Origin of the sequence: Exiguobacterium sp. U13-1 (genome assembly GCF_001750115.1) — a bacterium.
Taxonomy (GTDB): domain Bacteria; phylum Bacillota; class Bacilli; order Exiguobacteriales; family Exiguobacteriaceae; genus Exiguobacterium_A; species Exiguobacterium_A acetylicum.
Genome location: NZ_CP015731.1, coordinates 932064 through 957978, shown reverse-complemented (window position 1 = coordinate 957978; position 25915 = coordinate 932064). Strand labels below are relative to the sequence as shown.

At 50.5% G+C, this 25915-nt stretch carries 23 protein-coding genes; 1 reads left to right on the top strand and 22 read right to left on the bottom strand.

The genetic code is table 11. The features are described 5' to 3' along the window. Window positions 1–17 precede the first annotated feature (17 nt). The 3 genes from ESP131_RS04915 to ESP131_RS04905 form a co-directional block, all read right to left on the bottom strand. Entirely contained in the window at window positions 18–1193 is a 1176-nt protein-coding gene (locus tag ESP131_RS04915; protein WP_069940287.1) for a M20 metallopeptidase family protein, read from the bottom strand. A gap of 13 nt (window positions 1194–1206) precedes the next feature. After that, on the bottom strand, window positions 1207–2061 hold the full coding sequence (locus ESP131_RS04910; protein ID WP_029340757.1) for a MurR/RpiR family transcriptional regulator: 855 nt from the start codon (window positions 2059–2061) through the stop codon (window positions 1207–1209). A 271-nt stretch (window positions 2062–2332) separates the two neighbouring features. Next, window positions 2333–3511 (bottom strand): CamS family sex pheromone protein, encoded by a 1179-nt coding sequence (locus tag ESP131_RS04905; protein ID WP_047394974.1) that lies wholly within the window; start codon window positions 3509–3511, stop codon window positions 2333–2335. A gap of 134 nt (window positions 3512–3645) precedes the next feature. Here ESP131_RS04905 and ESP131_RS04900 point away from each other — a divergent pair, with 134 nt between their 5' ends. Further along, window positions 3646–4227: a class D sortase gene (locus ESP131_RS04900; protein ID WP_023467085.1), complete on the top strand. Its 582-nt coding sequence runs from the start codon at window positions 3646–3648 to the stop codon at window positions 4225–4227. Window positions 4228–4299: 72 nt separating this feature from the next. On the opposite strand, the gene ligA is transcribed toward ESP131_RS04900, so the two are convergent. The 19 genes from ligA to purE form a co-directional block, all read right to left on the bottom strand. Then, window positions 4300–6294, bottom strand: a complete 1995-nt coding sequence (gene ligA, locus ESP131_RS04895; RefSeq protein WP_047394971.1) for an NAD-dependent DNA ligase LigA — start codon at window positions 6292–6294, stop codon at window positions 4300–4302. A gap of 14 nt (window positions 6295–6308) precedes the next feature. After that, window positions 6309–8534 carry a DNA helicase PcrA gene (gene pcrA / locus ESP131_RS04890; RefSeq protein ID WP_029340753.1) on the bottom strand — a complete coding sequence of 742 codons (2226 nt, stop codon included), beginning with the start codon at window positions 8532–8534 and terminating at the stop codon, window positions 6309–6311. Between the two features lie 45 nt (window positions 8535–8579). Then, on the bottom strand, window positions 8580–9263 hold the full coding sequence (locus ESP131_RS04885; RefSeq protein ID WP_083254830.1) for a heptaprenylglyceryl phosphate synthase: 684 nt from the start codon (window positions 9261–9263) through the stop codon (window positions 8580–8582). Window positions 9264–9337: 74 nt separating this feature from the next. Further along, window positions 9338–9562 (bottom strand): hypothetical protein, encoded by a 225-nt coding sequence (locus tag ESP131_RS04880; protein WP_029340751.1) that lies wholly within the window; start codon window positions 9560–9562, stop codon window positions 9338–9340. 12 nt (window positions 9563–9574) lie between these two features. After that, window positions 9575–10954 (bottom strand): TrkH family potassium uptake protein, encoded by a 1380-nt coding sequence (locus ESP131_RS04875; protein ID WP_029340750.1) that lies wholly within the window; start codon window positions 10952–10954, stop codon window positions 9575–9577. A 37-nt stretch (window positions 10955–10991) separates the two neighbouring features. Beyond that, window positions 10992–11306 (bottom strand): YerC/YecD family TrpR-related protein, encoded by a 315-nt coding sequence (locus ESP131_RS04870; RefSeq protein WP_023467078.1) that lies wholly within the window; start codon window positions 11304–11306, stop codon window positions 10992–10994. Window positions 11307–11374: 68 nt separating this feature from the next. Beyond that, complete coding sequence (locus ESP131_RS04865; RefSeq protein WP_029340749.1) at window positions 11375–13114, bottom strand: adenine deaminase C-terminal domain-containing protein; 1740 nt, start codon at window positions 13112–13114, stop codon at window positions 11375–11377. 210 nt (window positions 13115–13324) lie between these two features. Then, a complete protein-coding gene (purD, locus tag ESP131_RS04860; RefSeq protein WP_069940285.1) occupies window positions 13325–14587 on the bottom strand; it encodes a phosphoribosylamine--glycine ligase in 1263 nt (420 codons plus the stop codon). A gap of 15 nt (window positions 14588–14602) precedes the next feature. After that, window positions 14603–16123: a bifunctional phosphoribosylaminoimidazolecarboxamide formyltransferase/IMP cyclohydrolase gene (purH, locus tag ESP131_RS04855; RefSeq protein WP_029340747.1), complete on the bottom strand. Its 1521-nt coding sequence runs from the start codon at window positions 16121–16123 to the stop codon at window positions 14603–14605. Beyond that, window positions 16120–16695, bottom strand: a complete 576-nt coding sequence (gene purN / locus ESP131_RS04850) for a phosphoribosylglycinamide formyltransferase (RefSeq protein ID WP_047394965.1) — start codon at window positions 16693–16695, stop codon at window positions 16120–16122. The genes purH and purN overlap by 4 nt, the downstream gene beginning before the upstream one ends. Continuing rightward, the gene (purM, locus tag ESP131_RS04845) at window positions 16692–17726 is read right to left on the bottom strand and encodes a phosphoribosylformylglycinamidine cyclo-ligase (RefSeq protein WP_029340745.1); all 1035 of its coding nucleotides are present in this window, start codon (window positions 17724–17726) and stop codon (window positions 16692–16694) included. Before purM ends, purN begins: the two co-directional genes overlap by 4 nt. A gap of 16 nt (window positions 17727–17742) precedes the next feature. After that, complete coding sequence (gene purF / locus ESP131_RS04840; protein WP_069941018.1) at window positions 17743–19152, bottom strand: amidophosphoribosyltransferase; 1410 nt, start codon at window positions 19150–19152, stop codon at window positions 17743–17745. After that, window positions 19128–21347, bottom strand: a complete 2220-nt coding sequence (gene purL, locus ESP131_RS04835; protein ID WP_069940284.1) for a phosphoribosylformylglycinamidine synthase subunit PurL — start codon at window positions 21345–21347, stop codon at window positions 19128–19130. The genes purF and purL overlap by 25 nt, the downstream gene beginning before the upstream one ends. Next, the gene (purQ, locus tag ESP131_RS04830; RefSeq protein WP_047394962.1) at window positions 21328–22011 is read right to left on the bottom strand and encodes a phosphoribosylformylglycinamidine synthase subunit PurQ; all 684 of its coding nucleotides are present in this window, start codon (window positions 22009–22011) and stop codon (window positions 21328–21330) included. The genes purL and purQ overlap by 20 nt, the downstream gene beginning before the upstream one ends. Further along, a complete protein-coding gene (purS, locus tag ESP131_RS04825) occupies window positions 22008–22256 on the bottom strand; it encodes a phosphoribosylformylglycinamidine synthase subunit PurS (RefSeq protein WP_023467069.1) in 249 nt (82 codons plus the stop codon). Before purS ends, purQ begins: the two co-directional genes overlap by 4 nt. Continuing rightward, a complete protein-coding gene (gene purC / locus ESP131_RS04820) occupies window positions 22253–22960 on the bottom strand; it encodes a phosphoribosylaminoimidazolesuccinocarboxamide synthase (RefSeq protein WP_029340742.1) in 708 nt (235 codons plus the stop codon). The genes purS and purC overlap by 4 nt, the downstream gene beginning before the upstream one ends. A gap of 59 nt (window positions 22961–23019) precedes the next feature. Then, the gene (purB, locus tag ESP131_RS04815) at window positions 23020–24315 is read right to left on the bottom strand and encodes an adenylosuccinate lyase (RefSeq protein ID WP_029340741.1); all 1296 of its coding nucleotides are present in this window, start codon (window positions 24313–24315) and stop codon (window positions 23020–23022) included. After that, a complete protein-coding gene (gene purK / locus ESP131_RS04810; RefSeq protein WP_047394958.1) occupies window positions 24312–25415 on the bottom strand; it encodes a 5-(carboxyamino)imidazole ribonucleotide synthase in 1104 nt (367 codons plus the stop codon). Before purK ends, purB begins: the two co-directional genes overlap by 4 nt. After that, window positions 25412–25903 (bottom strand): 5-(carboxyamino)imidazole ribonucleotide mutase, encoded by a 492-nt coding sequence (gene purE, locus ESP131_RS04805; protein WP_029340739.1) that lies wholly within the window; start codon window positions 25901–25903, stop codon window positions 25412–25414. Before purE ends, purK begins: the two co-directional genes overlap by 4 nt. Window positions 25904–25915 lie beyond the last annotated feature (12 nt).

The window sequence follows — 25915 nt, the reverse complement described above, 5'->3', positions numbered from 1 at the left end:
CACGACGAGCGATTGTTTTATGCTTCAATAGCTTGTTCTAAATACCGCCACGTTGCTTCAACTAGAATACGTGCTGCATCGAGCATCGCTGGCTCCTTAAAATCAAACTGCGGATGATGATGCGGTGGATACGAAGCATCTCCCGCTCCTGTAAAGAAGAACGCGCCAGGTACGTGTTGCAGATAATAAGCAAAATCCTCGCCACCCATCGTCGGTTCAATCTCAAATACACGCTCGTCTCCTAGAACTTCTCGTGCGACAGATTCAATCAATGCGGTGGGTGCAGCATGGTTGATGACAGCCGGATAGCCTTTTTCGTATGTAAAGTGATACGTTGCTCCGACTGCTTCACAGATTCCTTTGATCGTTCGCTCCATCCGCTCGATGATATCGTCCGCTGTCGCTTCATCAAACGTCCGGACCGTTCCTGTCAACGTCGCTTGATCCGCGATGACATTAAACGTATTCCCCGCATGTAATGTTCCGACAGTCACGACTGCCGGCTCCAGTGGATTGAGTTGACGACTGACGATCGATTGCAATTCCTTAACGATCGTTGCCCCGAGTAAGACAGCATCAATCGTCTCATGTGGTTTCGCACCGTGTCCGCCTTTTCCATATAAGGTCAGCTCGAACTTATCAGCCGCTGCCATGATCGGACCAATCCGAACACCGATGCGTCCTAGATCAATCGTTGACCAAAGATGCGTTCCGAAGATGACATCGACTCCTTCGAGACAACCGTCCGCAATCATATCGCGTGCACCACCCGGAACAACTTCTTCCGCATGTTGATGAATCAAGACGACATTCCCTGGTAACGATTCCCGCTGTTGCATGAGCGTCTCTGCGACGGCCAGCAACGTCGCCGTATGACCATCGTGGCCGCATGCATGCATCACACCCGGAACTGTCGACCGATACGCGACCTCTTTGGCGTCAGCAATCGGCAAGGCATCAAAGTCGGCGCGTAACGCGACGGTCTTCCCCGGTTTTCCTCCACGAATATACCCGACGACACCACGTCCGCCGACTCCGGTCCTGACTTCGATTCCAAGCGCTTTTAAATGTTGCGCGATGTAACCCGGGGTCTCTACTTCGTGAAACGACAACTCTGGATGTTGATGTAAATAGCGACGGCGCTCGACCATTTCTGGATACAACGCGTCTAGTCCGGCAGTTCGTTCTGACATATATGTATCCCCCTTATTTCTTTTGATGCAATGTCTTAACGCTTTCTCGTGTGTATTGGAGACGTTCGAGTGTGTCTTCATAATGTCCCGCAGCATACGATAAGAACAAGACATCGATCGCAAATAGTTGGGCGAGACGCGAACTGAGTGCCGCACTACGAAGCGGCGCTTCCGGTGCGCGTGATGTCCAAAGCGCGATATCCGCGAGTTGGCTGATCCGGTTGTCCCCGAAACGTGTCAGACTGATGACCTTTAGTCCTTGGATTTTCGCCAAACGGATCAACTCGACGACTTCTTCCGTTTCTCCGCTGTAGGAAATCGCAAAAAAGACATCTTCTGGGCGTGCGTTCGCTAAGATTGTCGCAAGTAAGTGCTGGTCCGTTTCTTGAATCGCCAGTTTCCCGACACGCGTCCATTTTTGAGCAGCGTCTTCAGCTACGACATGTGATGCTCCAATCCCGTAAAAATAAATCGCGCGTGCTTGATCAATCACATCAATCGCATCCGCAATCCGTTCATCATTCAACTGTTTCGCAGTATCCTGTAACGCTTGAATGCTGTTACTAAGCGTTTTTTCAATCAAGTCGACTGGACGTTCATCTTTTTCGATATCGTGATACCCTTTTAAATCCGTCCGTGCTGTATCGGCAGAAATGCGCATTCGCAACTCCGGGTATCCTTTTAGTCCAAGCGCGCGGCAGAAGCGGACGACTGCAGCGGCACTTGTATCTGATTCCTCTGCAAGTTGGTGGATCGTCATGCGCGCAATCTGGTTCATATGCGTCAATACATAGTCTGCGACTTTTCGTGAGGACGATGGTAGTTCCTCTCGAACTGCACCGATTTGTGAATAGATACCGCCTTTCATCTACATCTCTCCTTTATCCTCTTCTTTTAAAAAGAACTAACGATTCATCACTTACCGCGTCGTTCCTGTGTGTAGAACTGTTCTTCTTTCATTATGCTCTCTCCTACTGGCTTTCGTAAATCTAAAAAATGGGAAAGTGAAACAAAATACCATTCTTCTTCCATACCCTTCCTTTCTTATTCATATGCTTCTCTCTTCCAGCGTCCGTTGTACAAAAAAAGCGACATTCCGTCCATTGGAGGAATGTCGCTTCATAAAGTGAATGGAGAAATCAGCGAATCTTGACAATCGGTTTCTTTGTATCTGGATCGAGGAACAGCATCGCTTCTGTATCCCCATTCAAGTTCGTCACAGTGATCGTCGTTGGAATGTTTCGATTATACTCCCAACGATTCTCAAGCAGGTACGTCACGTACTGAACGAATGCGACGAGTTCTGCTTTTCCGTAAAATTGAACAGGAATTTTCATCTCAAGCTTTTTAAGTTCGTCTTCTTGATAGAAGCCTTCCCCCATCATACCTGTGTAGTTCGGGAAGTAGTCTTCTAAACGGTCTTTGAATAAATCGAACTTCGCCGCATCATCACGCACGTCATTCGTCGCGCGTGCTGACGGATAGTAGTAATAGCGCTCATTGTAGTTTTTCCAGTCGTTCGCACTGATTTGATTCCCGCGACCGATGAAGGCAGACGAGAGATAGTGACCAGAAACCGGTGACCCTTCTTTTTCCTGGAGATAGAGGGCGACGTGAATCGGTGTCGTCTTCATCCCTTGCGTCTTACGCATCTTCTTGACTAAATCGTTCGCCATCCGCTTGCCTTCAGCAACGACTTTCTTTTCATCAAGTTTAACGGTATAAGTAGGTCCATAGTTTTCATCTTGGAATACATACTCACTATTTAAGACAAGCGCAATCGACGTACCACCGAGTTCAAGCTTCTTATCTTCTTCAAGCATGTAGTCTTGCTCTAAGATATGCGATAGAATCATAGGTGACTTTTGGTTTTTTTCTTTATACGACTTACCAGACGTATAGGCTGGGTTCAGACCTTCAGGATCGCTGACGCCATCGCCTGCTTTTCCTTTTCTCAACAACCATTTTGCGATTTGGTCGGCTTCGAGTAACTGACCTTCTTGGTAATAGTATTTTTCCGGATCAAAAAACTGTGTCGAGTGACGCATTAAACCCGTCTCGATTTCATCGAGCTCAAGACGTGAACTGACACGTTTTTGTGTCATTCCACGTGCGACGCTTGGACGAAATGGCAAGACCGTCCGGTAGTACGAATCTGTCGTATCAATGGCTGGACTGACGACGGCCTGGACTTCCTTACCTTGTTCACTTTCAGTAATGACTTCTTTTGTATCGCTACTTGGCGAAAGGTCGAACGAACAAGCACCTAAAAATAACGTGCTCGATAACGTCAACGCTACTGCTGTTTTATAGTTCATCTCTATTTGCACCCCATGTTTTTAAATCGTTCTCTTTATCATAACAGAATCGTTTTCCATCGGGGAAGGACAAGTTTTCCCCTGATTTTCAAAAAAGATGATGCGCCTTAGCGTATCCGAAAGGACTTTTTCTCATGACACGTCGTAAATTCATAGGTCTGCTTTTTTTACTGGCAGGCATCGCCCTTATTGCTTGGCCCTTCATCAGTGACTATCAGCGTGAACAAGAGGCAGCCAATTTAAAAGAACAATGGACAAAAAGTCTAAAGACCGTCGATGCAAAAGAGACGAAACAACCGCTCGCGAAATCAGGTGTTGGACTGCTCTCGATTCCAAGCATTGATTTCGAGCAAGTCATCTTAGAAGGCTCGACGACAGCAGTCCTCGACCGAAGTATCGGTCATATTCCAGAAACCGGATCACCCGGGAAAGGCAATTATGCGCTCGCCGGACACCGCAGTTTCACGGAAGGGCTTCACTTCAATCGTCTACCTGACGTCAAAAAAGGCGATACCGTCGTCGTCACAACAAAAACGCATCGGTATACGTACCGCATCACATCCAGTCGTCTTGTCACACCGACGACATTGTCCGTCCTCGACCAATCTGTCGCTTCTCCAACCATCACATTAATCACATGTGATCCTCCGGAAACGGCAACGAATCGTCTCATCAAACAAGGTACTTTGATTCGGAGCGAGACGATTGCTTCGTGAGAAAGATGAACATGAATAAAGGAAGGCGGAATTCCGCCTTCCTTTTTATTTGATCGTTCTCATTCATTCTCTTCACGCCTCGTGTTTAGCTAGTTCTTCTAACAGACGCGCTTCATCCCAAATTTCGATGCCCAGCGATTCCGCTTTCGTCAGTTTAGAGCCCGCCTTTTCCCCTGCGACAAGTACGTCCGTCTTTTTACTGACGCTTCCTGTCACATCGGCACCAAGTGCTTCGAGTCGTTTACCGGCCTCTGACCGTTTTAAACTCTCGAGCGTTCCCGTCAAGACAATCGTTTTGCCCCCGAGTGGTGCATTCGTCTGATCAACCCGTTCACCAAGGAAACGTTGATTGACGCCAAGTTGTTCCAAATCACGAATCAATGCCTGTGCTTCCGGATGTTCGAAGTACTTCACGATTGAATCTGCGATTTTCCCACCGATGCCGTCAATCGCGACGATTTCGTCGTAGCTCGCTGCTGCAATCCCCGCTAACGAATCAAAACGTTCCGCTAAGAGATATGCCGCTTTTTGACCAACGAGTCGGATTCCGAGACCAAACAACAGACGCTCGACCGAGTTCTGTTTCGAGGCTTCGATCGCTGCAAGCAATTTATCAACGGACGTCTCACCCATCCGGTCGAACGTCAACAACTCCTCACGATCGAGTCGATATAAATCGGCAATCGTCCGGATCGCTTCATGGTCATACAATTGACGGACGACTTTTTCACCGAGACCATCGATGTTCATCGCCTGACGTGAAACAAAGTGAATGATGCCTTCCATCAATTGCGCTGGGCATTCCGGACTGACACAGCGGATGTCGACTTCACCTTCGAGACGGACAAGTTCCGACTGACAAGCCGGACAATGCGTTGGGAAGACGATTGGTGTCTCTTCCCCTGTCCGTTCTGCCGTGACAACTTGTACGACTGCCGGGATGACATCGCCCGCTTTTTTAATGATGACCGAGTCCTGAAGGCGAATATCTTTTTCAGCGATGAAGTCGGCGTTGTGCAGTGTCGCATACGTCACTGTCGATCCTGCAACGACAACCGGTGCAAAACGGGCACGCGGTGTGACTTTCCCGGTCCGACCGACACTGAAATCAACGTCTTCGACTGTCGTCATGACTTCTTCCGCCGCGAACTTATAGGCTGTCGCGAAGCGAGGACTTTTTGCTGTGAAGCCGAGCTCTTCCTGATCATCATACCGATCGACTTTCAAGACGATTCCGTCGATCTCATATGGCAGGCTCGCGCGTGCTTCCGTCCAATGTGCGATGTAGGCAAGAATCTCTTCCACCGTCTCACACGTCTGCATATGTTGATTGGTCGGTAACCCAAGTGAAGCGAGTTGTGCCATTGCTTCGCTATGTGAACGGGCCGTCAACGTATTGACGCCGACGCCATACACGAATAACGACAGATTGCGCGACGCCGTGATCGAGGAATCGAGCTGACGCAGACTACCTGCTGCCGCGTTACGCGGATTTGCGAACAATGTCTCTTCTCGGCTAGCCCGATCTTCATTCAAGCGTTCGAACGATTGTTTCGGCATGTAAGCCTCACCGCGGACTTCGACCGTCTCTTCTGCCTGCAAACGAAGCGGTAACGCTTTGATTGTCCGTAGATTCTGCGTGATGTTCTCACCGACTGTTCCATCGCCACGCGTTGCCCCACGGACGAATCGACCATCTTCGTATTTTAGCGAGATGGCAAGTCCATCGAATTTCAGTTCGGCGACGTACGTCGTCGAACGTCCGAGCGATCGCTCAATCCGAGCGACCCATTCGCGGATTTCTGTCTCATCAAAGACGTTTCCGAGCGACAGCATCGGTAGATCATGCGTCACCTTCTCGAACGCTTCGAGCGGTGCTGCGCCGACCCGTTGCGTCGGCGAATCCGGTGTGATCAGTTCTGGATGCTCTGTTTCTAACTCCGTCAGTTCACGAAGCAATTGATCGTACGTCGCATCCGGTACCGTTGGTTGATCCAGTACGTAGTATTCGTAGCTGTATCGGTTCAATGTTTGACGAATCTCATCTATACGCTGGCTTGCGTCCATCTGTGGACCTCCCGTCATACCTTTTTAATCGGTGCGAATTTCGCGAGCAATCGTTTGATTCCGACTGCTGGGAATGCGATATCGATTTCAAGATTATCCCCTTCACCACGAGTCTGGACGACTGTACCGAGTCCCCATTTCCCGTGCTCTGCCTTATCTCCGACCGACCAACCGAGCGTTTCCGCACCTGACGTCTTCATCGCTGTCGGTTTGCTGATCGAGCGACCGATGACGGCTTTGCCTTGCGGAACAGGGCGGTCTTCCCATGGAAGTGGCTTCGCTTTTTTACCAGTCCGCTCGATGACGACTTCCGGCAGCTCCGCTAGGAACCGTGATTCTTGGTTCGCATTCGTCCGACCATAAAGCGAGCGCATCCGCGCATGTGACAAGTAAAGGCGTTTCTCAGCACGTGTGATCCCGACATACGCGAGGCGACGTTCTTCTTCCATCTCGTCTTCATCCTGAAGCGAGCGGCTATGTGGGAACAAGCCTTCCTCCATCCCAATCAAGAAGACGACTGGGAACTCGAGTCCTTTTGCTGAGTGGAGCGTCATCAACGTGACTTGTTCTTCCGGATCCGTCTCGTCGAGTGAATCGACATCGGCAACGAGTGTCAAATCGGTCAAGAAGGCGATGATCGTCCGGTCTTCCGGATCGGCTTTCGCGGTCTCCTTCTCGAAGTTTTGCGCAACGGTAATAAACTCATTGATGTTCTCGAGACGACTTTGCGCTTCAAGCGTCTTATCTTCCTTCAGTACTTGACGATAACCCGATTTCTCGAGCACTTCTTCGACCAGTTCCGAAAGGCTGATGAATTCTTGCATTTGACTGAGTCCGAGAATCATCGTCCGGAAATCTGTCAATTTCGCTGCTGTCTTTGGTGCGATACTCGACAATTCGATATCGCGGATTGCTTCCATCAGCGAAACGCCTTGTAAGTCAGCGAAATCACGCAGCTTATCAATCGTTGTTGCGCCGATGCCACGTTTTGGTTCGTTGACAATCCGTGCGAAGGACAGATCTTCGTCCGGATTCGAGATTAAACGAAGATAAGCGAGCACGTCCTTGATTTCTTTACGATCGTAGAACTTCGTACCGCCGATCATTTTGTAAGGAACGTTCGACTTAAGAAGCGTTTCCTCAATCGCACGCGATTGTGCGTTCGTCCGGTACAGAATCGCGATATCGTTCAGTTTCATCCCGTAACGAAGCGAGTTCCGAATTTCCTGGACGATATAAAAGGCTTCTTCCCGCTCATTCTCTGCCGTATGGACGATCAGCTTCTCGCCTTCGTCATTATCTGTCCAAAGTTTCTTGTCTTTACGGGTCGAGTTGTTTTGGATGACATGGTTGGCCGCTTCCAAGATCCGTTTCGAAGAACGATAGTTTTGCTCGAGTAAGATGACAGCGGCATTCGGATAGTCCTCTTCGAACGAGAGGATGTTCGCGATATCAGCACCACGCCAGCGATAGATCGACTGATCCGAGTCCCCAACGACACAGAGATTCTGATGTCCCGATGCTAACAGGTTAACGAGATCATACTGGGCTTTGTTCGTATCTTGATACTCATCGACATGGATGTAGCGGAACTTCTTCTGATAGTAGGCAAGGACATCCGGACTCTTCTTGAACAATTCCGTCGTTTTTCCGATCAAATCATCAAAGTCGAGCGCGTTGTTTCGGCGTAAGACCGCTTCGTATCCTTTATAGATTTCAGCAACGGTCTTCTCATACGGGCTCGTCACGATCGAAGCGTAAAATTCAGCACTGCGTAATTCATTTTTCTGTGACGAGATGATCGTCAGCATCGAACGTGGATCCCATTTTTTCGGATCCAAGTTTTGTTCCTTCAAGACGAGCTTGATCGCCGATTGCTGATCACTTGAATCAAGAATCGTGAAGTTACGATCGTACCCAAGCTGATCGATGTCACGACGTAACATCCGGACACACATCGAGTGGAAGGTCGAGACCCAAATATCGTTCGCGACGCCACCGACCAACCGACCAATCCGGTCCCGCATTTCCCGCGCTGCCTTGTTCGTGAAGGTAATCGCGAGGATGTTCCACGGTGCGACTTGTTTAGCCGCCATCAAATAAGCGACCCGATGTGTCAGGACGCGTGTCTTCCCGGAACCGGCTCCTGCCATGATTAGCAGTGGACCGTCCGTATGTTTGACTGCTCTCGCTTGCTCAGGGTTTAGTCCACTGACGAGCTGTTCACTCAAATTAAACATATCAATAGCCTCATTTCTTATATTCCGAACTTTTGTTCCTATATTTTATCGTGTCGCCGCGACTGTCGCAAGCGCTGCTTTTAAATCCTCATAAATGACGTTTCCAACGACGATCGTATCCGCATACTGCAGCATCTCACGCGCTTGCTCCTCAGAGTCGATGCCACCACCGTAAAACAGGCGTGCCTGCTTCAAGACGTCGCGAACGGCTGCGACTCGTTCCGCTTCCCCGTAAACGCCGCTGTATTCGAGATACACGACCGGTAGACGGAAGACACTATCCGCTAACTGCGCATAAGCGACGGTCTCATCTAACGTTAACGGTTTTGCTTGTGTCACGTGCGCGACCTTCGCATCAGGATTCAGGACGATATACCCTTCCCCGACAAGATCAGCGTGCGCCAGCATATGACCGACTTGTTCTAACGCCTCGACTTGTTTTTCAACGACGTACTCTAACGTCCCGGCATTCAGGACCGTCGGTGTCAAATATGTATCGAATCCCATCGTCGCGGCTTCGAGTTCTGAAATCTCAAGTGCCACTGCAACGGGATACCGTCGCAAGCGCATCAAGAGATCAAGCGTCGCATCGAGTGTGATGTCATCCGTTCCACCGACGAGGATCGCATCCGTTCCGGACGTCGCAATCGCCTGTAGGCTAGCATCATCGATTGTTTTTGCTGGATCTAGTTTAAAGACATGTCGCCATTCATTAAAAGGTAATAACACGGTTCGTCCCATCCTCTCTTTCTCATTCCACATTCAGTATAAAACAAAAAACCATCTCGCGCAGGGCGAGATGGTTAGACGCGTGTCCGTCGTTTCGTCAAGAGTGACGCCAGTAACAACGCAAAAACGGCATATACCGGCACGAACGCCCACGGTTCTGCTAAAAAGAAGCCGAGTACCGGGACGTCCAGTAACGGTGAATCCGGTGAACAGAGTGCTCGACCATTGACGAGCGCCAAAAACGGTAAGACAGGCACAGCAAAGATATAGGCAAAGTTGATCCAAAAGGCACGTTTCATAAAAGAGCCTCCTTATCCGATAATGACGGATTCCTTCGGATAATTGTAGTTACGTTTCGGTTGGTTCGCTTTCAACAGAAGAACGAACGAGATGACACCGATTCGACCAATGAACATCAGCACAGACAACGTCCATTTTCCGATATCCGATAATTGATCCGTGATGCCGAGCGATAGACCGGTCGTTCCGAACGCTGAACAAGCTTCAAAAAACAGCACGAGGAACGGTGCGTCTTCGACAAGTAACAAGACGATTAATCCGACCATCGTCACACCCGTTGAGACGACAATGACGACGAATGCTTTCCAGATGTCCGACTGACCGATCTCACGACCAAAGATTTTAATCCCGTATTCGCCTCGGATGAAGGCGATGACACTCAAAACGGCGACAGCGAACGTCGTCGTTCGAATCCCCCCACCAACGGAAGACGGTGACGCTCCGATGAACATCAAGAGCGACAAGACGAAAATCGATGCCTGCGAGAAGGACGTGATGTCGACCGTCGTCAATCCCCCGTTTCGGGTCGTGACGGATTGGAACAAGGCGTCGACAAGCTTCTCATCGATCGGTAGACCTTTGAAGGATTGGTTCCATTCAAATAGCAGCAATGCTACCGTTCCGAATAGGACGAGAATGAAGAACGTTGACGCTGTCAATTTCGTAAAGAGTGAAAAATGATACGGTTGACGTGTCGCTTGACGTGTCGCCCGGTACGAGATGTAGCGCCGGACTTCGACGAGTACTGGAAACCCAATTGCACCAAGTGTCAGTAACAAGATTTGCATGAAGACGACGAACAAATCACCGCGAAACGGTAGTAACGATTCGCCCGTGATGTCAAAACCAGCGTTCGTCGTCGCACTGACCGATCCGAACAGTCCTTGGAGCATCGCTTCACCGAGTGTCGGAAAGTATTTCGTATAGTACAGCCCGAGAATCAATGCCCCGATCAATTCAATCGAGACGATGATCAAGATGACTTCGCGAATGTATTTGACGACCCCTTGCATCGTCGTCTGGTTCTGATCTCGAACGACGAGTTGACGTTCTCGAAAGCCGATTCGTTTTCCGAGAATGACCCACATCGCGATATGAAGCGACATCAAGCCGATCCCGCTGACTTGCACTAGAATCATGATCATGAAGTAGCCGAACGTCGTGAAGGTTTCTGAGACCGAGACCGTCGTCAAACCAGTGACACTGACACAACTGACCGCCATGAAGACGAGGTCCGTGAAATCCCAGTTATAGTCTCCCTTGGTCGACCACGGCAGACCGAGCATGATGATTCCGATGATGACCGCAACGAAGTAGATGATGACGAGCGACTGGATGGGCGTCAGCCTTCGAATGAAATGTTGAATTTTATGTTGTAACGCAAAATCCATATCGGTGCGCCCTCCTTCATAGAAGTAGCGGATAACATTAGTTATCCGCTACTTCTTGCTCGATAAGACCTAGGCGGGCAAGCGCCAGATCATAACCGCCCGAACCGTAGTTCAAGCAACGTTTGACACGCGAGATCGTTGCTGTTGAAGCACCGGTCGCCTTTTCGATTTTGTGATACGTATTGCCTTCACGTAATTGACGTGCGACTTCAAGACGTTGGGCGAGCGCCTGGATTTCGTTGACGGTCGCTAAGTCTTCGAACAACGTATAACAATCTTCTAATGAATCCATCTTCATGATGGCTGTAAATAACTGATCCAATTCTTTTCCACGCAATTTATCGAGTTGCATCTTGTGACTCCCTTTCCCATTCAATTGCTCTTTAATAGTTTAAAGCGCGACGTTTTAAAATTCAAGCGTCATCGCAAAATCGCTGGGAAAAGGACTTTTTTCCGAAGGACTTCGTAAATACCTTGTGGTGTGATCCGTACATATGGCAAGTGTGTCGATGCTAGGAATAGCAACGTATAGACAGGATCTTCAAACGCATAACCGCGTTCGAACAAGGCTTCCCGGAGAGCCGTTTCTTGAACGATCAAATCTTCGAGTGGCAGGTCGGACGTCTGCCCCATCAAGGTCAACGGAACTTCAGCGATGACTTCACCATTCTCAACGAGAACGATTCCGCCGCCGAACGCTTTCATTCGATCAAACGCGACTTGCATGTCTCGTTTCGATTTACCGATCATCAAAATATCACCGCTGATCGAGTACGAACTGACGAGACCTCCGACTTGTGTCGCAAAGTTTTTCAGAACGGTATTCAGTCGCCACTTCCCTTCCCGGTCGAGTAGCATCAGGAAGGATTCATCACATCCTGCCGGTAGAACAGGTACACTTGTATCGTGTTCGACTTGATAGAGTTTCATGATGACGGAATTGACCATTTCAAGACCAACCGGCATGCTAAACGAAAAATCCTGTTCCGTTAAGGAAACCTGGACTTCCGAGCGTGGCATGAGCGCATAGACTGCATCAAGCGCTTCTGCCGGGTAACATGGGATGTCTGCTTGACGGACCCATGTGCCGCGCGCAAGTACAGCGACAGGTGTCGGGGCATCTTTTGCCTCAAGGAAATTAAGATGCGCGATTCGTCCTGGTGCGATACTCCCAAGTAGATGATCGAGATTAAAGTGACGCGCTGCATTGTACGATGCAATCCGGTACGCTTCTTCGACCGGAATGCCCGCCTCAAGCATCAATCGGATCGTCTCATCCATCATGCCCGCTTTATAGAAGGACGGCGTTGAACCATCCGTCGTCACTAGCACCTTATCGAACTGCGTCAACCCTGCTTCGACGAGACCTTTAAAGATATCCGGTAGATCCGGACGAATCGATGAATAACGAATCGTCGTCGTGTAGCCGAGTTCAAGACGTGTCATCGCCTCTTCGACCGTCATCGCTTCGTGATCACTCGTCACGCCGTACAGCGCCATCTTCGTCAACGTCTTCGCTGAAGCCCCAGGGAAATGACCTTCGATTGGTTTTCCGAGTTTGATCGCATCCTGCATCCAGTGAAGCAGTTCATCATCCCCTTGCGAGAGACGTGGCCATCCCGTCAACTCTCCCGCTTGGATGACTTGTGGATGCTTGAGCCACGCTTGAATCCGGCGATTATCGATCGAGATACTGTCGGCATCAAGCTCGGTTTGTGCGTCGAGTCGTGCCCACCAGTACATTGAGGTCGGTAAGTCTGCTAGCGCCTCGACCTGAGCAAACGCTTGCTCCGTCGGCTCTAATAATAACAACATGTTGTCGTTTACGAGCGTCGATGTTCCCCGCTCTGCTGCGAATTTTGCAAGACTCGCTGGATTGTAAAGTTGGAACGGATGGGCATGGGGTTCAATGTAACCGGGTACGATATATTGACCTGTCGCATCATGATACGCATCGGCTTGTTCCGGCATCTCTGGACCGACATAGACGATCCGGTCGCCACTAATCCAGATGTTCGCCGTCCGCCATGCTTTGACACCATGATTCAGGTAAGTGGCATTCTGTATGACAAGTGTCGGTGCAAGCTTTCCACTGATGACCGCTTGGTGTGTTCGTACTTCAGATTTCGTCCAAGGGGATCTTCCACAATTTTTTTTCACGAAAGCTCGACCTCCTTTGTTTTATTGAAAACGCTTTCTTATAGTTCTTATACTAAAATGTTGCTAAGTAAGTTTCAAGAAGTTTTGCCCCGTTCCGGATTCATTTGGTCAAAATAACACAAATTCGCCATGGAAGACAAATCTTTTCGTGCACTTCGCCAAGAAACAAAAAACCAGACGAGGCTCCTTCGAGCACGTCTGGTTCAGATATCATGATTCATGCGAGGCACGAAAGGCTTTTTGAGCGATATCAGTTCGGTAAAAGAATGGCTGATCCGTCACGTCTGGTAAGTTTGCATAGACCTGTTCGACAGCCTGCTCGATTGTCTCGGCACGGCTGACACACACGAGGACACGTCCACCAGCTGAGACAAGTTGATCGTTTCGTTCTGCCGTTCCGGCATGAAAGACGAGAAGATCATCCCCGATCTGGTCAAGTGGAATCACTTGTCCCGTTTTTGGCGCTTCCGGATATCCTTCTGCTGCGACGACGACACCGACAGCTGCTTGATCCGTCCAAACGACTTCTGGTGTCTGTCCGTCCATCAGCGGCATGATGACATCAAGCAACGGCGTCTCTAAGCGCGGGAGAATGACTTCTGTCTCCGGATCACCGAACCGAGCATTGAACTCGATGACGAATGGTCCTTGTTTCGTTATCATCAGACCGGCATAGAGGAAGCCAGTGAACGGAATCCCTTCGCTTGCCATCTGATCGACAAGCGGCTGAATGATGCGATCAACAGCTTCTGTCGTCAACGCCGCTTCGTCCCACTGAGGTAGCGGAGAATACGCGCCCATTCCTCCTGTGTTCGGACCTAAGTCACCGTCAAACGCCCGTTTATGATCTTGCGACAATACCATTGGAATGACCGTCTCTTCGTGCACGAATGCCATCAACGAACACTCTTCCCCGATCAGGCATTCTTCGATGACGACGCGGCTTTGTTGACCGTATTCCCCGGCAAACGTATCGTAGATTGCTGCAAGCGCTTGGTCCACAGTTTCTGCGACTGTGACTCCTTTTCCGGCAGCGAGTCCGTCGGCTTTGATGACGATCGGTGCACCCGCTTCGCGAACATACGCTTCTGCTTCTGCTGCTGAAGTAAAGACAGCGTGAGCAGCGGTCGGAATACCGGCACGCGCCATCAATTCTTTCGCGAACTGCTTACTTCCTTCGATCGCCGCCGCTTCCCGTGTCGGTCCGAAGATTTGCAGTCCCGCTGCCTGAAAGGCGTTAACGACTCCGAGAACGAGTGGTCCTTCTGGTCCGACGATCGTCCAATCGATCTGTTCGTCTTGTGCGAACGTCACGAGTTCATCGGTGGCATCTTCGGCGATCGGAACACATGTGGCTTGTGTCATCCCGGCATTCCCAGGCGCAGCATACACTGTCTCGATCCGTTCATCCTGTGCCAGCTTCCAGACGAGCGCGTGTTCACGCCCTCCTTTACCAATCACCAATACCTTCATTCAAATCGCCTCCGCTTAGTGTTTGAAATGTCGAACGTTCGTAAAGACCATCGTAATGCCATGTTTGTTACACGCATCGATTGACTCTTGGTCGCGAATCGAGCCGCCTGGTTGGATAATTGCCGTAATGCCAGCTGCTGCTGCCGCTTCGACCGTATCGCCCATTGGGAAGAAGGCATCGGAAGCAAGGGACGCGCCAACTGCTTTTTCTCCGGCTTGCGTAATCGCGATGTTCGCTGAACCAACACGGTTCATCTGTCCTGCACCAACGCCGACCGTTACTTCGTCTTTCGCGAGAACGATCGCATTCGACTTGACGTGTTTGACGGCGCGCCATGCGAGTTTCAAGTCCTCCCATTCCGCTGCTGTCGGTTTGCGGTCTGTCACGACACGTGCTGCTGCATCATCGAGCGTCTCATCGTCACTGTCTTGGACGAGCATGCCGCCAGCGACTGCCGTATAACGGATTGCTTGGACACGTTTGACGTCGAGTTCAAGTAGACGGATGTTCTTTTTCGCTGACAACAAGGCGAATGCTTCTTCCGTGAAGGATGGGGCGATGATGATTTCAAGGAAGATACCGCTTAACTGTTCTGCTGTCTCTAAGTCAACTTCACGGTTCAAGGCGACGATGCCACCGAAGATCGACACCGGATCGGCTGCATGAGCGCGGCGGAATGCCTCTCCGATCGTTGGACCGACGGCAACACCACACGGGTTCATGTGTTTAACAACGACGGCTGCTGCTTCGCGGAACTCGTCGAGAATTTCGAGTGCAGCGTTCGCATCTTGAATGTTGTTATACGACAACTCTTTACCATGCAACTGTTTCGCTGAAGCGAGAGATGCTCCACGGTAAATTGGTGTTTTATAAAAGGCTGCTTCTTGGTGTGGATTTTCTCCATAACGAAGATCCTGGACTTTCTCAAGCGTGATTGTCAACTGATCCGGGAACTTCTCGCCTGTTTGTGTCAAGAAATAATCCGCGATCAACGCATCGTACGCCGCTGTATGACGGAAGGCTTTCGCCGCAAGACGTTGACGTGTCTCAAACGTCGTACCGCCTTCACGAATCTCGGCAACGACCGTTTCGTAATCAGCTGGGTCGACGACGACCGTGACAGCTGCGTGGTTTTTCGCCGCTGAACGCAACATGCTTGGTCCACCGATATCGATGTTCTCGATCGCATCGGCATAGGCGACGTCTTCTTGTAAGACCGTCTGCTTGAACGGATACAGATTGACGACGACGAAATCAATCGGTTGAATCTGTTGCGCAGCCATCTGCTCACGATGGGATTCAAGATCACGACGACCGAGTAATCCACCATGAACCATTGGATGGAGCGTTTTGACACGCCCATCGAGCATTTCTGGGAATTGTGTGACTTCACTGATACCAATGACCGGAAGCCCGGCTTCCTCTAACGCTTGATGTGTTCCGCCTGTCGAGACGAGCTCGATACCTGCTTCATGGAACGCTCGTCCTAATTCGACGATTCCTGTTTTATCCGACACACTAATTAACGCTCTCATACGTTTGCCTCCTCTTTCATCCACTCTTCGATGACTTGCGGATACAGTCTATGTTCGACGCGCTGAATCGCTTGTTGCAATGTTTCACGCGTCATCTCTTCTGTAATCCGAACGGCTTCTTGAGCCATGATCGGTCCTGTGTCCATGCCTTCATCGACTATATGAATTGTAACACCTGTGATTTTAACTCCGCCACGAAATGCTTGTCCGATCGCATCTTTTCCCGGGAACGCCGGAAGCAGCGACGGGTGGATGTTGACGATTCGCCCTGCGTATCGTCCAAGCAACTCTTCCCCGATTAATCGCATGTAGCCGGCAAGAATGATCCGTTCGACACCTTTCGCTTCAAGACGGGCAATGATTTCCCGCTCAAAACTCGGTTTATCCGGATAGTCCTTCGCCCGAAAGACGAAGACGTCACATCCGCGTCGTTTTGCCCGTTCAATGACCTTTGCGTTCTGTTGATCGCAGACGATCAGTTCGATCGAGGCATGTAACGTTCCTGCCTCGATCGCTTCAAAAAGTGCTTCGACATTACTACCGCTTCCTGATGCAAAACAGGCGATCTTCATGCGTCGACTCCTTGAATCCGAACACCTTCTTGATCTGTCACTTGACCAATCACGTACGCCGTCTCATTTTCACGAGCGAGGCGTGCTGTCACTTCCGCGACATCTTCCGGTTTGACGATCAACATGAAACCGATGCCCATGTTAAAGACGTTGTACATATCATGTCGTGGCAGGTCACCCGCTTGCTCGAGCCAGTCAAAGACTGGTAACGTCGGCCACTTTTTCGGATCGAACGATGCGCCAAGACCTTCTGGCAAGACACGTGGTACGTTCTCGTAGAATCCACCACCCGTAATATGGACCATCGCTTGAATCTTTTCCGTCTCAAGGGCTGCTTTGACCGCTTCGACGTAGATGCGTGTTGGCATGAGGAGCGCATTTCCGAGCGTATGACCGAGCATCATGACTTCATCTTCGTAGCGGAGGCCACTGTCGGCGACGATTTTACGGACGAGTGAGAACCCGTTCGAATGGACGCCGGACGAAGCGAGACCGAGAATGACATCTCCTGCCGCGACGTTATCACCCGTGATCAATTTTTGCTTCTCGACGGCACCGACGGCGAACCCGGCGATATCATATTCGCCGTCCGCATACATCCCTGGCATTTCCGCTGTCTCACCGCCGATTAACGTACATCCCGCCTGGACGCAACCTTCTGCGACACCTGCGACGATCCGTTCGATCTTAGCTGGAATCGCCTGACCAAGCGCGATGTAGTCAAGGAAATAAAGTGGTTCCGCGCCTTGGACGATGATATCGTTCACACACATTGCCACACAGTCGATTCCGATCGTATCGTGTTGTTCCAGTGCGAAAGCGAGTTTCAGCTTCGTACCGACACCGTCTGTCCCACTGACAAGGACTGGTTCTTTCAACTGCAATTGGCTGAGGTCGAACATCGCACCAAAGCTACCGAGTCCCGTCAATACTTCTTTGCGCATCGAACGGGCGACGTGTTTTTTCATTCGCGTGACTGACTCATACCCTGCTGTCAGACTCACACCTGCTGCTTCGTAATGTTTGCTCATGTTCTTCCCCCATCTATCAAAGTTTAGCTTCTAACTCGAGCGAACCGAGCGGTGTCGGATACTCTCCTGTGAAACAAGCGGTACATTGTCCTTTTAACGGTCCATCGAACGGGCGATCGATTGCGTCGACCATGCCCGGTACCGTTAAGAATTCAAGTGAATCCGCACCAATTTCCTGCCGGATTTCTTTCGGCATCAATCGAGCAGAGATCAGTTCTTCCTTCGATGAAGTATCAATCCCGTAATAACATGGATTCGTGATCGGTGGTGCCGTGATGCGGACATGGACTTCCGTCGCACCCGCTTCCCGTAACAAACCGACGATGCGGCGACTCGTCGTTCCCCGGACGATTGAATCATCGACCATGATGATACGTTTTCCTTGCACGACGCCGCGTAGCGCGGACAATTTCATTTTGACCCCACGTTCCCGTAACTCTTGTGACGGCTGGATGAACGTCCGTCCGACATACCGGTTCTTGATCAATCCCATCTCATATGGAATACCACTCGCTTCCGCGTAACCGATCGCTGCCGAGATACTTGAATCCGGTACTCCAGTGACGACGTCCGCTTCAACCGGCGCTTCTTCATACATCTTTTTCCCGAGTGCTTTGCGAGCCGTATGGACGTTGACGCCATCAATGATCGAATCCGGACGTGAGAAGTAGATATATTCCATCGAACACATTGCCCGTTCACGTGGTTCCATGTATTGACGGGACGACATGCCCTGTTCTGTGATCGTCACGAGCTCCCCTGGCTCGATATCACGAATGAATTCCGCGCCGACGATATCAAAGGCACATGTCTCTGACGCGAATACGATGCCGCCGTCCGGTGTCTTCCCGAGTGACAGTGGACGCAGTCCGTGCGGATCAACCGCCACGAATAACGTATCTTCCGTTAAGAAAAGGAAGGCGAACGCCCCGACGAGACGGGCGAGACTATCGGCAATCCGGTCTTCGAGTGTGTCGAGCTTACTGCGTTTGACGAGATGGGCGACGACTTCCGTATCACTCGTCGTCTGAAAGATGGCACCTTCTGCTTCTAACAGGTGCTTTAGTGAATCGGCGTTGACGAGATTTCCGTTATGCGCGAGTGCGAGATCTCCCGTCCGCGATTTGAAGTGAAGCGGTTGGGTGTTCTCAAGCGTGTTTCCCCCTGCTGTCGAATACCGGACATGTCCAATCGCGTGATGTCCGTTAAGGTTCGTCAGTGTTTCTTCCGAAAAGACTTCCGTTACGAGTCCTTGCCCGCGGTGCGGGAAGAGGTCGTCACCGTCACTCGTGACGATGCCTGCCCCTTCCTGTCCCCGGTGTTGCAAGCTATGCAAGCCGTAATAAGCGAGTTGCGCTGCATTCGGTTGTCCGAAGATCCCGAAGACGCCACACTCCTCATTTAGTCCTTTGATGTCATATAACACGCGATTGCTCCTTCCCAGTCTCCCTGTAAGGTCGAACGGTCTGCTTCAATTCGTGTGTCTGCCGTTTCGATGACGAGAAGCTCATCGTTCGTGACGACACCGATTGCTTGAGCACCGGTCCGTTGTTCGAATGCTGCGACGTGCGCTTGTGGCACAGTGACGATGAAGCGTGATTGCGATTCGCTGAACAGGTGTAAGGTTGGTCCGTCGAACTGAACCGTCAATCCGAGGTTCGTCCCAAACGTCATCTCAGCGAGAGCGATGGCAAGACCGCCTTCTGACACATCATGCATCGCATTGACTTCACCTGCTTGTACTGCCTGCTGTAACAATTGTAAGCGTGCGTGTTCGATTGCTAAATCAATCTGTGGTGCGCGACCGAATGATTTACCGAATTGCATATATTGAAGCTCACTACCACCAAACTCGGCTGTTGTTTCTCCTAATAGATAAATTTGATCACCTGCTTGTTTGACGTGTTGCGTTGTGATCCATTCAGTTTGCTCGTGTAATCCAACCATTCCGACGACCGGTGTCGGGTGAACCGCTTGACCGGCTGACTCATTGTAGAGTGAGACGTTTCCACCGATGACAGGTGTCTCAAGGACACGACATGCTTCTGCCATACCGGCTGTTGCTTGCTGCAACTGCCAGAAGCCTTCTGGTTTATCCGGATTTCCGAAGTTCAGGCAATCCGTGATAGCAAGGGGTGTCGCCCCACTCGCGACGATATTACGAGCTGCTTCCGCTACCGCAATCTGTCCACCGACATATGGATCCAAGTAGACGAAGCGGCTGTTACAGTCGGTCGTCATCGCAAGCGCTTTGTTCGTGCCGCGGACACGGATGACGGCTGCATCGGATCCTGGTGCGACGACGGTCGATGTCTGGACCATATGATCGTACTGATCGTAGACCCAACGTTTTGAAGCAATCGTCGGCTGACGCAGTAACGCCCGCCATGTCTCAACGACGTCTTCAACGACTGGAAGCGTCTCTTCCATCGCTTGGAATTCTTCATAATACGCAGGAACACGAGATGGTTTTTCATAGACTGGCGCTTCTTCGGCTAACGCATCGACTGGAACTTCCGCTACGATGTCCCCGTGATGGATCAACCGTAAGACTTTCTCTTCAATGACTTCTCCGACGTGAACGGCATGGAGTCCCCATTTGCTGACGATTGCTTCGATCTCTGCTTCGCGACCCCGCTTGACGACGAGTAACATCCGCTCTTGTGATTCCGAGAGCATCATTTCGTAAGCGGTCATCCCTGTCTCTCGTTGCGGAACATCATCGAGGTGCATCTCGATGCCCATACCTGCTTTTGAAGCCATCTCCGCTGAAGACGATGTCAGTCCGGCAGCACCCATGTCCTGCATCCCGACCAGTGCCGGGTGACCGACGATTTCAAGACAAGCTTCAATCAATAACTTCTCCATGAATGGGTCGCCGACTTGAACAGCCGGACGTTTTGCTTCTGTATCCTCTCCGAGATCCTCCGAGGCAAACGTCGCACCATGGATCCCGTCACGCCCAGTAGCTGCACCGACGTACATGACCGAGTTCCCGACACCTTTTGCCTGACCCTTTTGAATATCCGCATGGTTGATTAGACCGATACACATCGCGTTGACGAGTGGATTGCCTTCATATGAGCGATCAAATCCGATTTCGCCACCGATCGTCGGGATCCCGACACAGTTGCCGTAACCGGCGATTCCGGCGACGACTTGTTCGAACAGTTGATTGACACGTGGTGTACCGAGATGCCCGAAGCGGAGCGAGTTCATGAGCGCGACCGGTCGTGCGCCCATCGAGAAGATGTCACGAATGATTCCGCCGACGCCTGTCGCAGCCCCTTGATACGGTTCAACAGCGGATGGATGGTTGTGGCTTTCGATTTTAAAGACGACTGCTTGCTCATCTCCGATATCAACGACACCTGCCCCTTCCCCTGGTCCTTGTAAGACACGTGGTCCAGTCGTCGGGAATTGACGGAGGACGGGTTTAGAGGTCTTGTATGAACAATGTTCGGACCACATGACCGAGAACAATCCTGTTTCCGTATAGTTCGGTTGGCGTCCGAGTAAATCGACAACCATCTGGTATTCCGTATCACTTAAGCCCATCGTGGCATAGACGCGTTGCTCTTGAATCAATTCTGGTGTTGGTTCAGACTGTTGTTTTAGCATGGTGTGCCCCCTGTTTGACGAGTGAAGTAAAGAGTTTTAGTCCATCTGTTCCGCCAGTCAATAACTCGACCGCTCGTTCCGGGTGTGGCATCATCCCGAGAACGTTGCCGGCTTTGTTCGTGATTCCGGCGATATCACCGCGTGAGCCGTTCGGGTTATCGACATACGTGAAGGCGATTTGTCCGTTCGTTTGGAGTATTGCGTAAGTCGCATCATCGCAGTAGTAGTTCCCTTCGCCGTGCGCGATCGGAATCGAAATCGTCTCGCCTGGCAGATAATCCGATGTAAACCGTGTCTTCGTGTTTTCAACCTTCAGTTCGACCGTCCGGCACATGAACTTCAAACCGTTGTTGCGGTGCAAGACACCTGGTAAGAGTCCCGCTTCGACAAGAATCTGGAATCCGTTACATACCCCAAGGACCGTTTTCCCTTCTGCCGCAAAACGTTTGACTTCTTCCATGATCGGTGAGAAACGTGCGATCGCGCCGCAACGAAGGTAGTCTCCGTAGGAGAATCCGCCCGGCAGTAGGACGCCGTCGTAGCCTTCAAGTGATGTTTCGGTATGGAAGACGTATTCAGCTTCTTCTCCGAGGGCATCCTTGACCGCATGGTACATATCTAAATCACAGTTCGATCCGGGAAAGACGATGACCGCAAACTTCATGCTGGCGTCACCTCTTCGATCGTAATCTGGTAATCTTCCATCACCGTGTTGACGAGTAGTTTTTGACACATCTCATGAATCATCGCTTCTGTCGTTTCCGTCTCAACGAGCAGTTCAATCTGTTTTCCGATTCGGACACTCTCGACACCTGTAAAACCAAGCTGTTGCAATCCACCTTTTACAGCAACTCCTTGTGGATCTAAAATGCTTTCCCGTAATGCGATCGATACGATGACTTTTTTCATTGTGTGTTTCCCCCTAGGCGATTGAATAGTGTTTGGTAAGTCTCTGTCAGTGAACCGATATTGCGGCGGAAGACATCTTTATCGAGATGTTCTCCTGTCGCCTGATCCCACAGGCGGCATGTATCAGGTGAAATCTCATCTGCCAGTAAAATCGTTCCGTCTGCCGTCTTTCCGTACTCCAATTTAAAATCAATCAACGTGATTCCGTTTTGACGGAAGTAAGGTTGTAATACTTCGTTTACGCGAAGCGCTTCAGCAGATAACTGTTTCAACTCTTCAGAAGTCGCAATCTTCAGTAAATTGATGTGTGACGAGGTGACGAGTGGATCGCCTAACGTATCATCTTTATAGTAGAACTCAACGATTGGTGTTTCGAGCACCGTACCTTCTTCGATACCGAGCCGTTTACTCAAGCTCCCCGCGACGACGTTTCGGACGACGACTTCGAGTGGGATGATGGTGACACGACGTACGAGCTGTTCGCGCTCCGAGACACGCTCAATAAAATGTGTCGGAATGCCCGCTTGTTCGAGGATTTCAAAGAAATGACTCGTCAATCGGTTGTTCAATTCGCCTTTTCCAGCAAAGGTTTCTTTTTTCTCGCCGTTGAATGCCGTGGCCTCGTCTTTATAGACGATCCGGAGCACATCCTGCTCCTGCGTCGTGTACAATCGTTTTGCTTTTCCTTCATAAAGTGGTTGCATCGCTTTCGTCCCCCATGATCCTAAGATGTAGACGGGGCAAGTGCCCCGTCTCAGGTTGATTAGTTCAAGCCACACCGTTCAAAGATTTCATCGACGCGACTCGTATGGTACGTCGGATCGAAACACGCATCGAGCTCTTCTTCTGTGAAAAGCTGTTGAATCTCTTCTTCTTGCCACAACAAGTCACGGAACATGATTTGTTCTTCCCACGCCTGCATCGCACGCGGTTGAACGAAATCATAGGCGGCTTCACGCGACCAGCCTTTTTCGATTAAAGCGAGTAAGACATGTCCAGAGAAAATGACACCAAACGTCCGGTCCATGTTCCGCTTCATGTTGTCCGGGAAGACCGTCAAGTTCTTCACGATGTTTCCGAAACGGTTCAACATGTAGTTAAGCAATCCTGTTGCGTCCGGAAGAATGATACGTTCTGCCGAAGAATGCGAGATATCCCGTTCGTGCCAGAGTGAGACGTTCTCGTACGCTGTCACCATGTGTCCACGGATGACTCGGGCAAGACCTGTCATGTTCTCTGAACCGATCGGATTCCGCTTATGCGGCATCGCCGATGATCCTTTTTGACCTTTAGCGAAGAATTCTTCGACTTCACGTGTTTCCGTCTTTTGCAGACCCCGGATTTCCGTTGCCATCTTTTCGATTGATGTTGCAATCAGAGCAAGTGTCGACATGTAGTGTGCATGACGATCACGTTGTAACGTTTGCGTTGAGACCGGAGCCGGTTTTGTTCCTAACTTTTCGCAGACATACTTTTCAATGAATGGATCGATGTTTGCGAATGTTCCGACGGCACCTGACATCTTGCCGTATTCGACCGTCTCACGTGCTGCTTCAAAACGGACTTTGTTTCGTTTCATCTCTTCATACCAAAGCGCTAGTTTCAGACCGAACGTCGTCGGTTCTGCATGTACGCCATGCGTTCGTCCCATCATGACCGTATATTTATGTTCGTTCGCTTTGACTTTTAAGATGTCGATGAACCGATCGAGATCCGCAGCAAGAATGTCGTTTGCTTGCTTCAACAGATACGAGAGTGCTGTATCGACGACGTCCGTTGACGTGAGTCCGTAATGCACCCACTTGCGTTCTTCTCCGAGTGTTTCAGAGACGGCACGCGTGAAGGCGATGACATCATGACGTGTCTCTTGCTCGATCTCAAGGATGCGGTTGACATCAAATGAGGCATTGTCCCAAAGCAACTGGACGTCCTCTTTCGGGATGACCCCTAGTTCACTCCATGCTTCACACGCAAGAATCTCGACTTTTAACCAAGCCTCGAATTTGTTTTGTTCGGTCCAGATCGCTTTCATCTCAGGACGTGTATACCGTTCGATCATTGAACTGTCTCCTTCCATATCGACAGGCGTTCGACTTCTGCCAAAGCATCGTCGACGGTGTCCGCAAGAATGTTTAAATGGCCCATCTTGCGCCCTGTCTTGGCTTCTGCTTTTCCATATAAGTGAACTTTCGTCCGAGCGTCTAATCTCGGTAGTTCCTCGTATAATGCTGTGACATGCTGACCCAGGATGTTCGCCATGACGACCGGTGTCGTCAGACGGGTATCACCGAGTGGGAGACCACTGATGGCACGGATATGTTGCTCGAATTGGGATGTTTCACAAGCATCGATTGAATAGTGACCCGAATTGTGTGGTCGGGGTGCTAGTTCATTGACGATCAGTCGAGAACCGACGACGAACAACTCGATGGCCAGTGTACCGATCAGACCGACGGCATCCGCGATGGATTCGGCGAGCGCAATCGCTTCTTGTTCGAGCGATTCAGAAATCCGTGCCGGTACGATCGATAGATGCAAAATGTTTTCTCGATGTATGTTCTCACTGACCGGGAAGACGCGTGTCTCTGTTGCGCTTCGAGTGACGATGACGGAAATTTCTTGATCAAACGGTAACCACTGCTCCGCGACATACTCTGTCGGTTCAAATCCTTCGATTGCCGCTTGGAACTGTTCTTCCGTCCGAATGACGGTCTGTCCCTTTCCGTCATATCCGAATCGTGCTGTCTTCAAGACGAATGGTAACCCGAGTCGCTGTTTTGCTTCCTCTAAGTCAGAAGGATGCGTCACCGGATAATACGGAGCGACGGAGCGCCCAATGCGTTCAATCATCTCTTTTTCCCGTACCCGATGTTGCGTTTGAAAAAGAAGATCGGTGCCGTGAATCAGTTTCGTTCCGATTGCTTCAGCGACTTCCGTCGAGATGTTCTCGAATTCGTAGGTGACGACATCCGATTCAGCTGCGAGTTGTTTTGCTGCCTCGACATCCGAAAAATCAGCTTGGATGTGTTGATCCGCCACTTGCGCACACGGTGCGTTGTCCGTTGGATCGAGTGTCAAAATCTCAAAGCCCATCTCACGCGCTGACAGAGCCATCATTCGACCGAGTTGACCGCCGCCTAGTATCCCAATTCGTTTCATAGCAGGTTCCCTCCAGATGCAATGACGTCTCCTTCTAGTTCGACACGCATATGATCGAGCTTGCGGGCAAGTCGTTCATTTTGAATCGAAAGAATTTGAGCAGCTAGCAATCCGGCGTTTTTTGCGCCTGCTTCTCCGATCGCGACCGTTGCGACCGGTACACCACCTGGCATTTGAACGATCGAGAGCAAGGAATCAATTCCTTGGAGCGCTCTACTTTTCACAGGAACACCGATGACGGGTAATGTCGTTTTAGCGGCAACCATGCCCGGTAGATGAGCAGCACCGCCTGCACCGGCAATGATGACCTTCAGTCCTCGTTCACGTGCTGATTCAGCATAACGAAACATCAGATCCGGTGTCCGGTGTGCGGAAACGACTTTCTTTTCGTACGGAATCTCAAGTTGCTCCAACACATCGCATGTATGCTTCATCGTTTCCCAATCCGATTGACTTCCCATGATGACGCCGACTTCTACATTTCCCATCGCTGTTTCCTC

Excerpts from the sequence above, each read along its gene's own strand:
- ESP131_RS04915 (WP_069940287.1), bottom strand. The coding sequence starts at position 1,193 with ATGTCAGAACGAACTGCCGGACTAGACGCGTTGTATCCAGAAATGGTC.
- ESP131_RS04910 (WP_029340757.1), bottom strand. The coding sequence starts at position 2,061 with ATGAAAGGCGGTATCTATTCACAAATCGGTGCAGTTCGAGAGGAACTA.
- ESP131_RS04905 (WP_047394974.1), bottom strand. The coding sequence starts at position 3,511 with ATGAACTATAAAACAGCAGTAGCGTTGACGTTATCGAGCACGTTATTT.
- ESP131_RS04900 (WP_023467085.1), top strand. The coding sequence starts at position 3,646 with ATGACACGTCGTAAATTCATAGGTCTGCTTTTTTTACTGGCAGGCATC.
- ligA (WP_047394971.1), bottom strand. The coding sequence starts at position 6,294 with ATGGACGCAAGCCAGCGTATAGATGAGATTCGTCAAACATTGAACCGA.
- pcrA (WP_029340753.1), bottom strand. The coding sequence starts at position 8,534 with ATGTTTAATTTGAGTGAACAGCTCGTCAGTGGACTAAACCCTGAGCAA.
- ESP131_RS04880 (WP_029340751.1), bottom strand. The coding sequence starts at position 9,562 with ATGAAACGTGCCTTTTGGATCAACTTTGCCTATATCTTTGCTGTGCCT.
- ESP131_RS04875 (WP_029340750.1), bottom strand. The coding sequence starts at position 10,954 with ATGGATTTTGCGTTACAACATAAAATTCAACATTTCATTCGAAGGCTG.
- ESP131_RS04870 (WP_023467078.1), bottom strand. The coding sequence starts at position 11,306 with ATGCAACTCGATAAATTGCGTGGAAAAGAATTGGATCAGTTATTTACA.
- purD (WP_069940285.1), bottom strand. The coding sequence starts at position 14,587 with ATGAAGGTATTGGTGATTGGTAAAGGAGGGCGTGAACACGCGCTCGTC.
- purH (WP_029340747.1), bottom strand. The coding sequence starts at position 16,123 with ATGAGAGCGTTAATTAGTGTGTCGGATAAAACAGGAATCGTCGAATTA.
- purN (WP_047394965.1), bottom strand. The coding sequence starts at position 16,695 with ATGAAGATCGCCTGTTTTGCATCAGGAAGCGGTAGTAATGTCGAAGCA.
- purM (WP_029340745.1), bottom strand. The coding sequence starts at position 17,726 with ATGAGCAAACATTACGAAGCAGCAGGTGTGAGTCTGACAGCAGGGTAT.
- purL (WP_069940284.1), bottom strand. The coding sequence starts at position 21,347 with ATGCTAAAACAACAGTCTGAACCAACACCAGAATTGATTCAAGAGCAA.
- purQ (WP_047394962.1), bottom strand. The coding sequence starts at position 22,011 with ATGAAGTTTGCGGTCATCGTCTTTCCCGGATCGAACTGTGATTTAGAT.
- purS (WP_023467069.1), bottom strand. The coding sequence starts at position 22,256 with ATGAAAAAAGTCATCGTATCGATCGCATTACGGGAAAGCATTTTAGAT.
- purC (WP_029340742.1), bottom strand. The coding sequence starts at position 22,960 with ATGCAACCACTTTATGAAGGAAAAGCAAAACGATTGTACACGACGCAG.
- purB (WP_029340741.1), bottom strand. The coding sequence starts at position 24,315 with ATGATCGAACGGTATACACGTCCTGAGATGAAAGCGATCTGGACCGAA.
- purK (WP_047394958.1), bottom strand. The coding sequence starts at position 25,415 with ATGAAACGAATTGGGATACTAGGCGGCGGTCAACTCGGTCGAATGATG.
- purE (WP_029340739.1), bottom strand. The coding sequence starts at position 25,903 with ATGGGAAATGTAGAAGTCGGCGTCATCATGGGAAGTCAATCGGATTGG.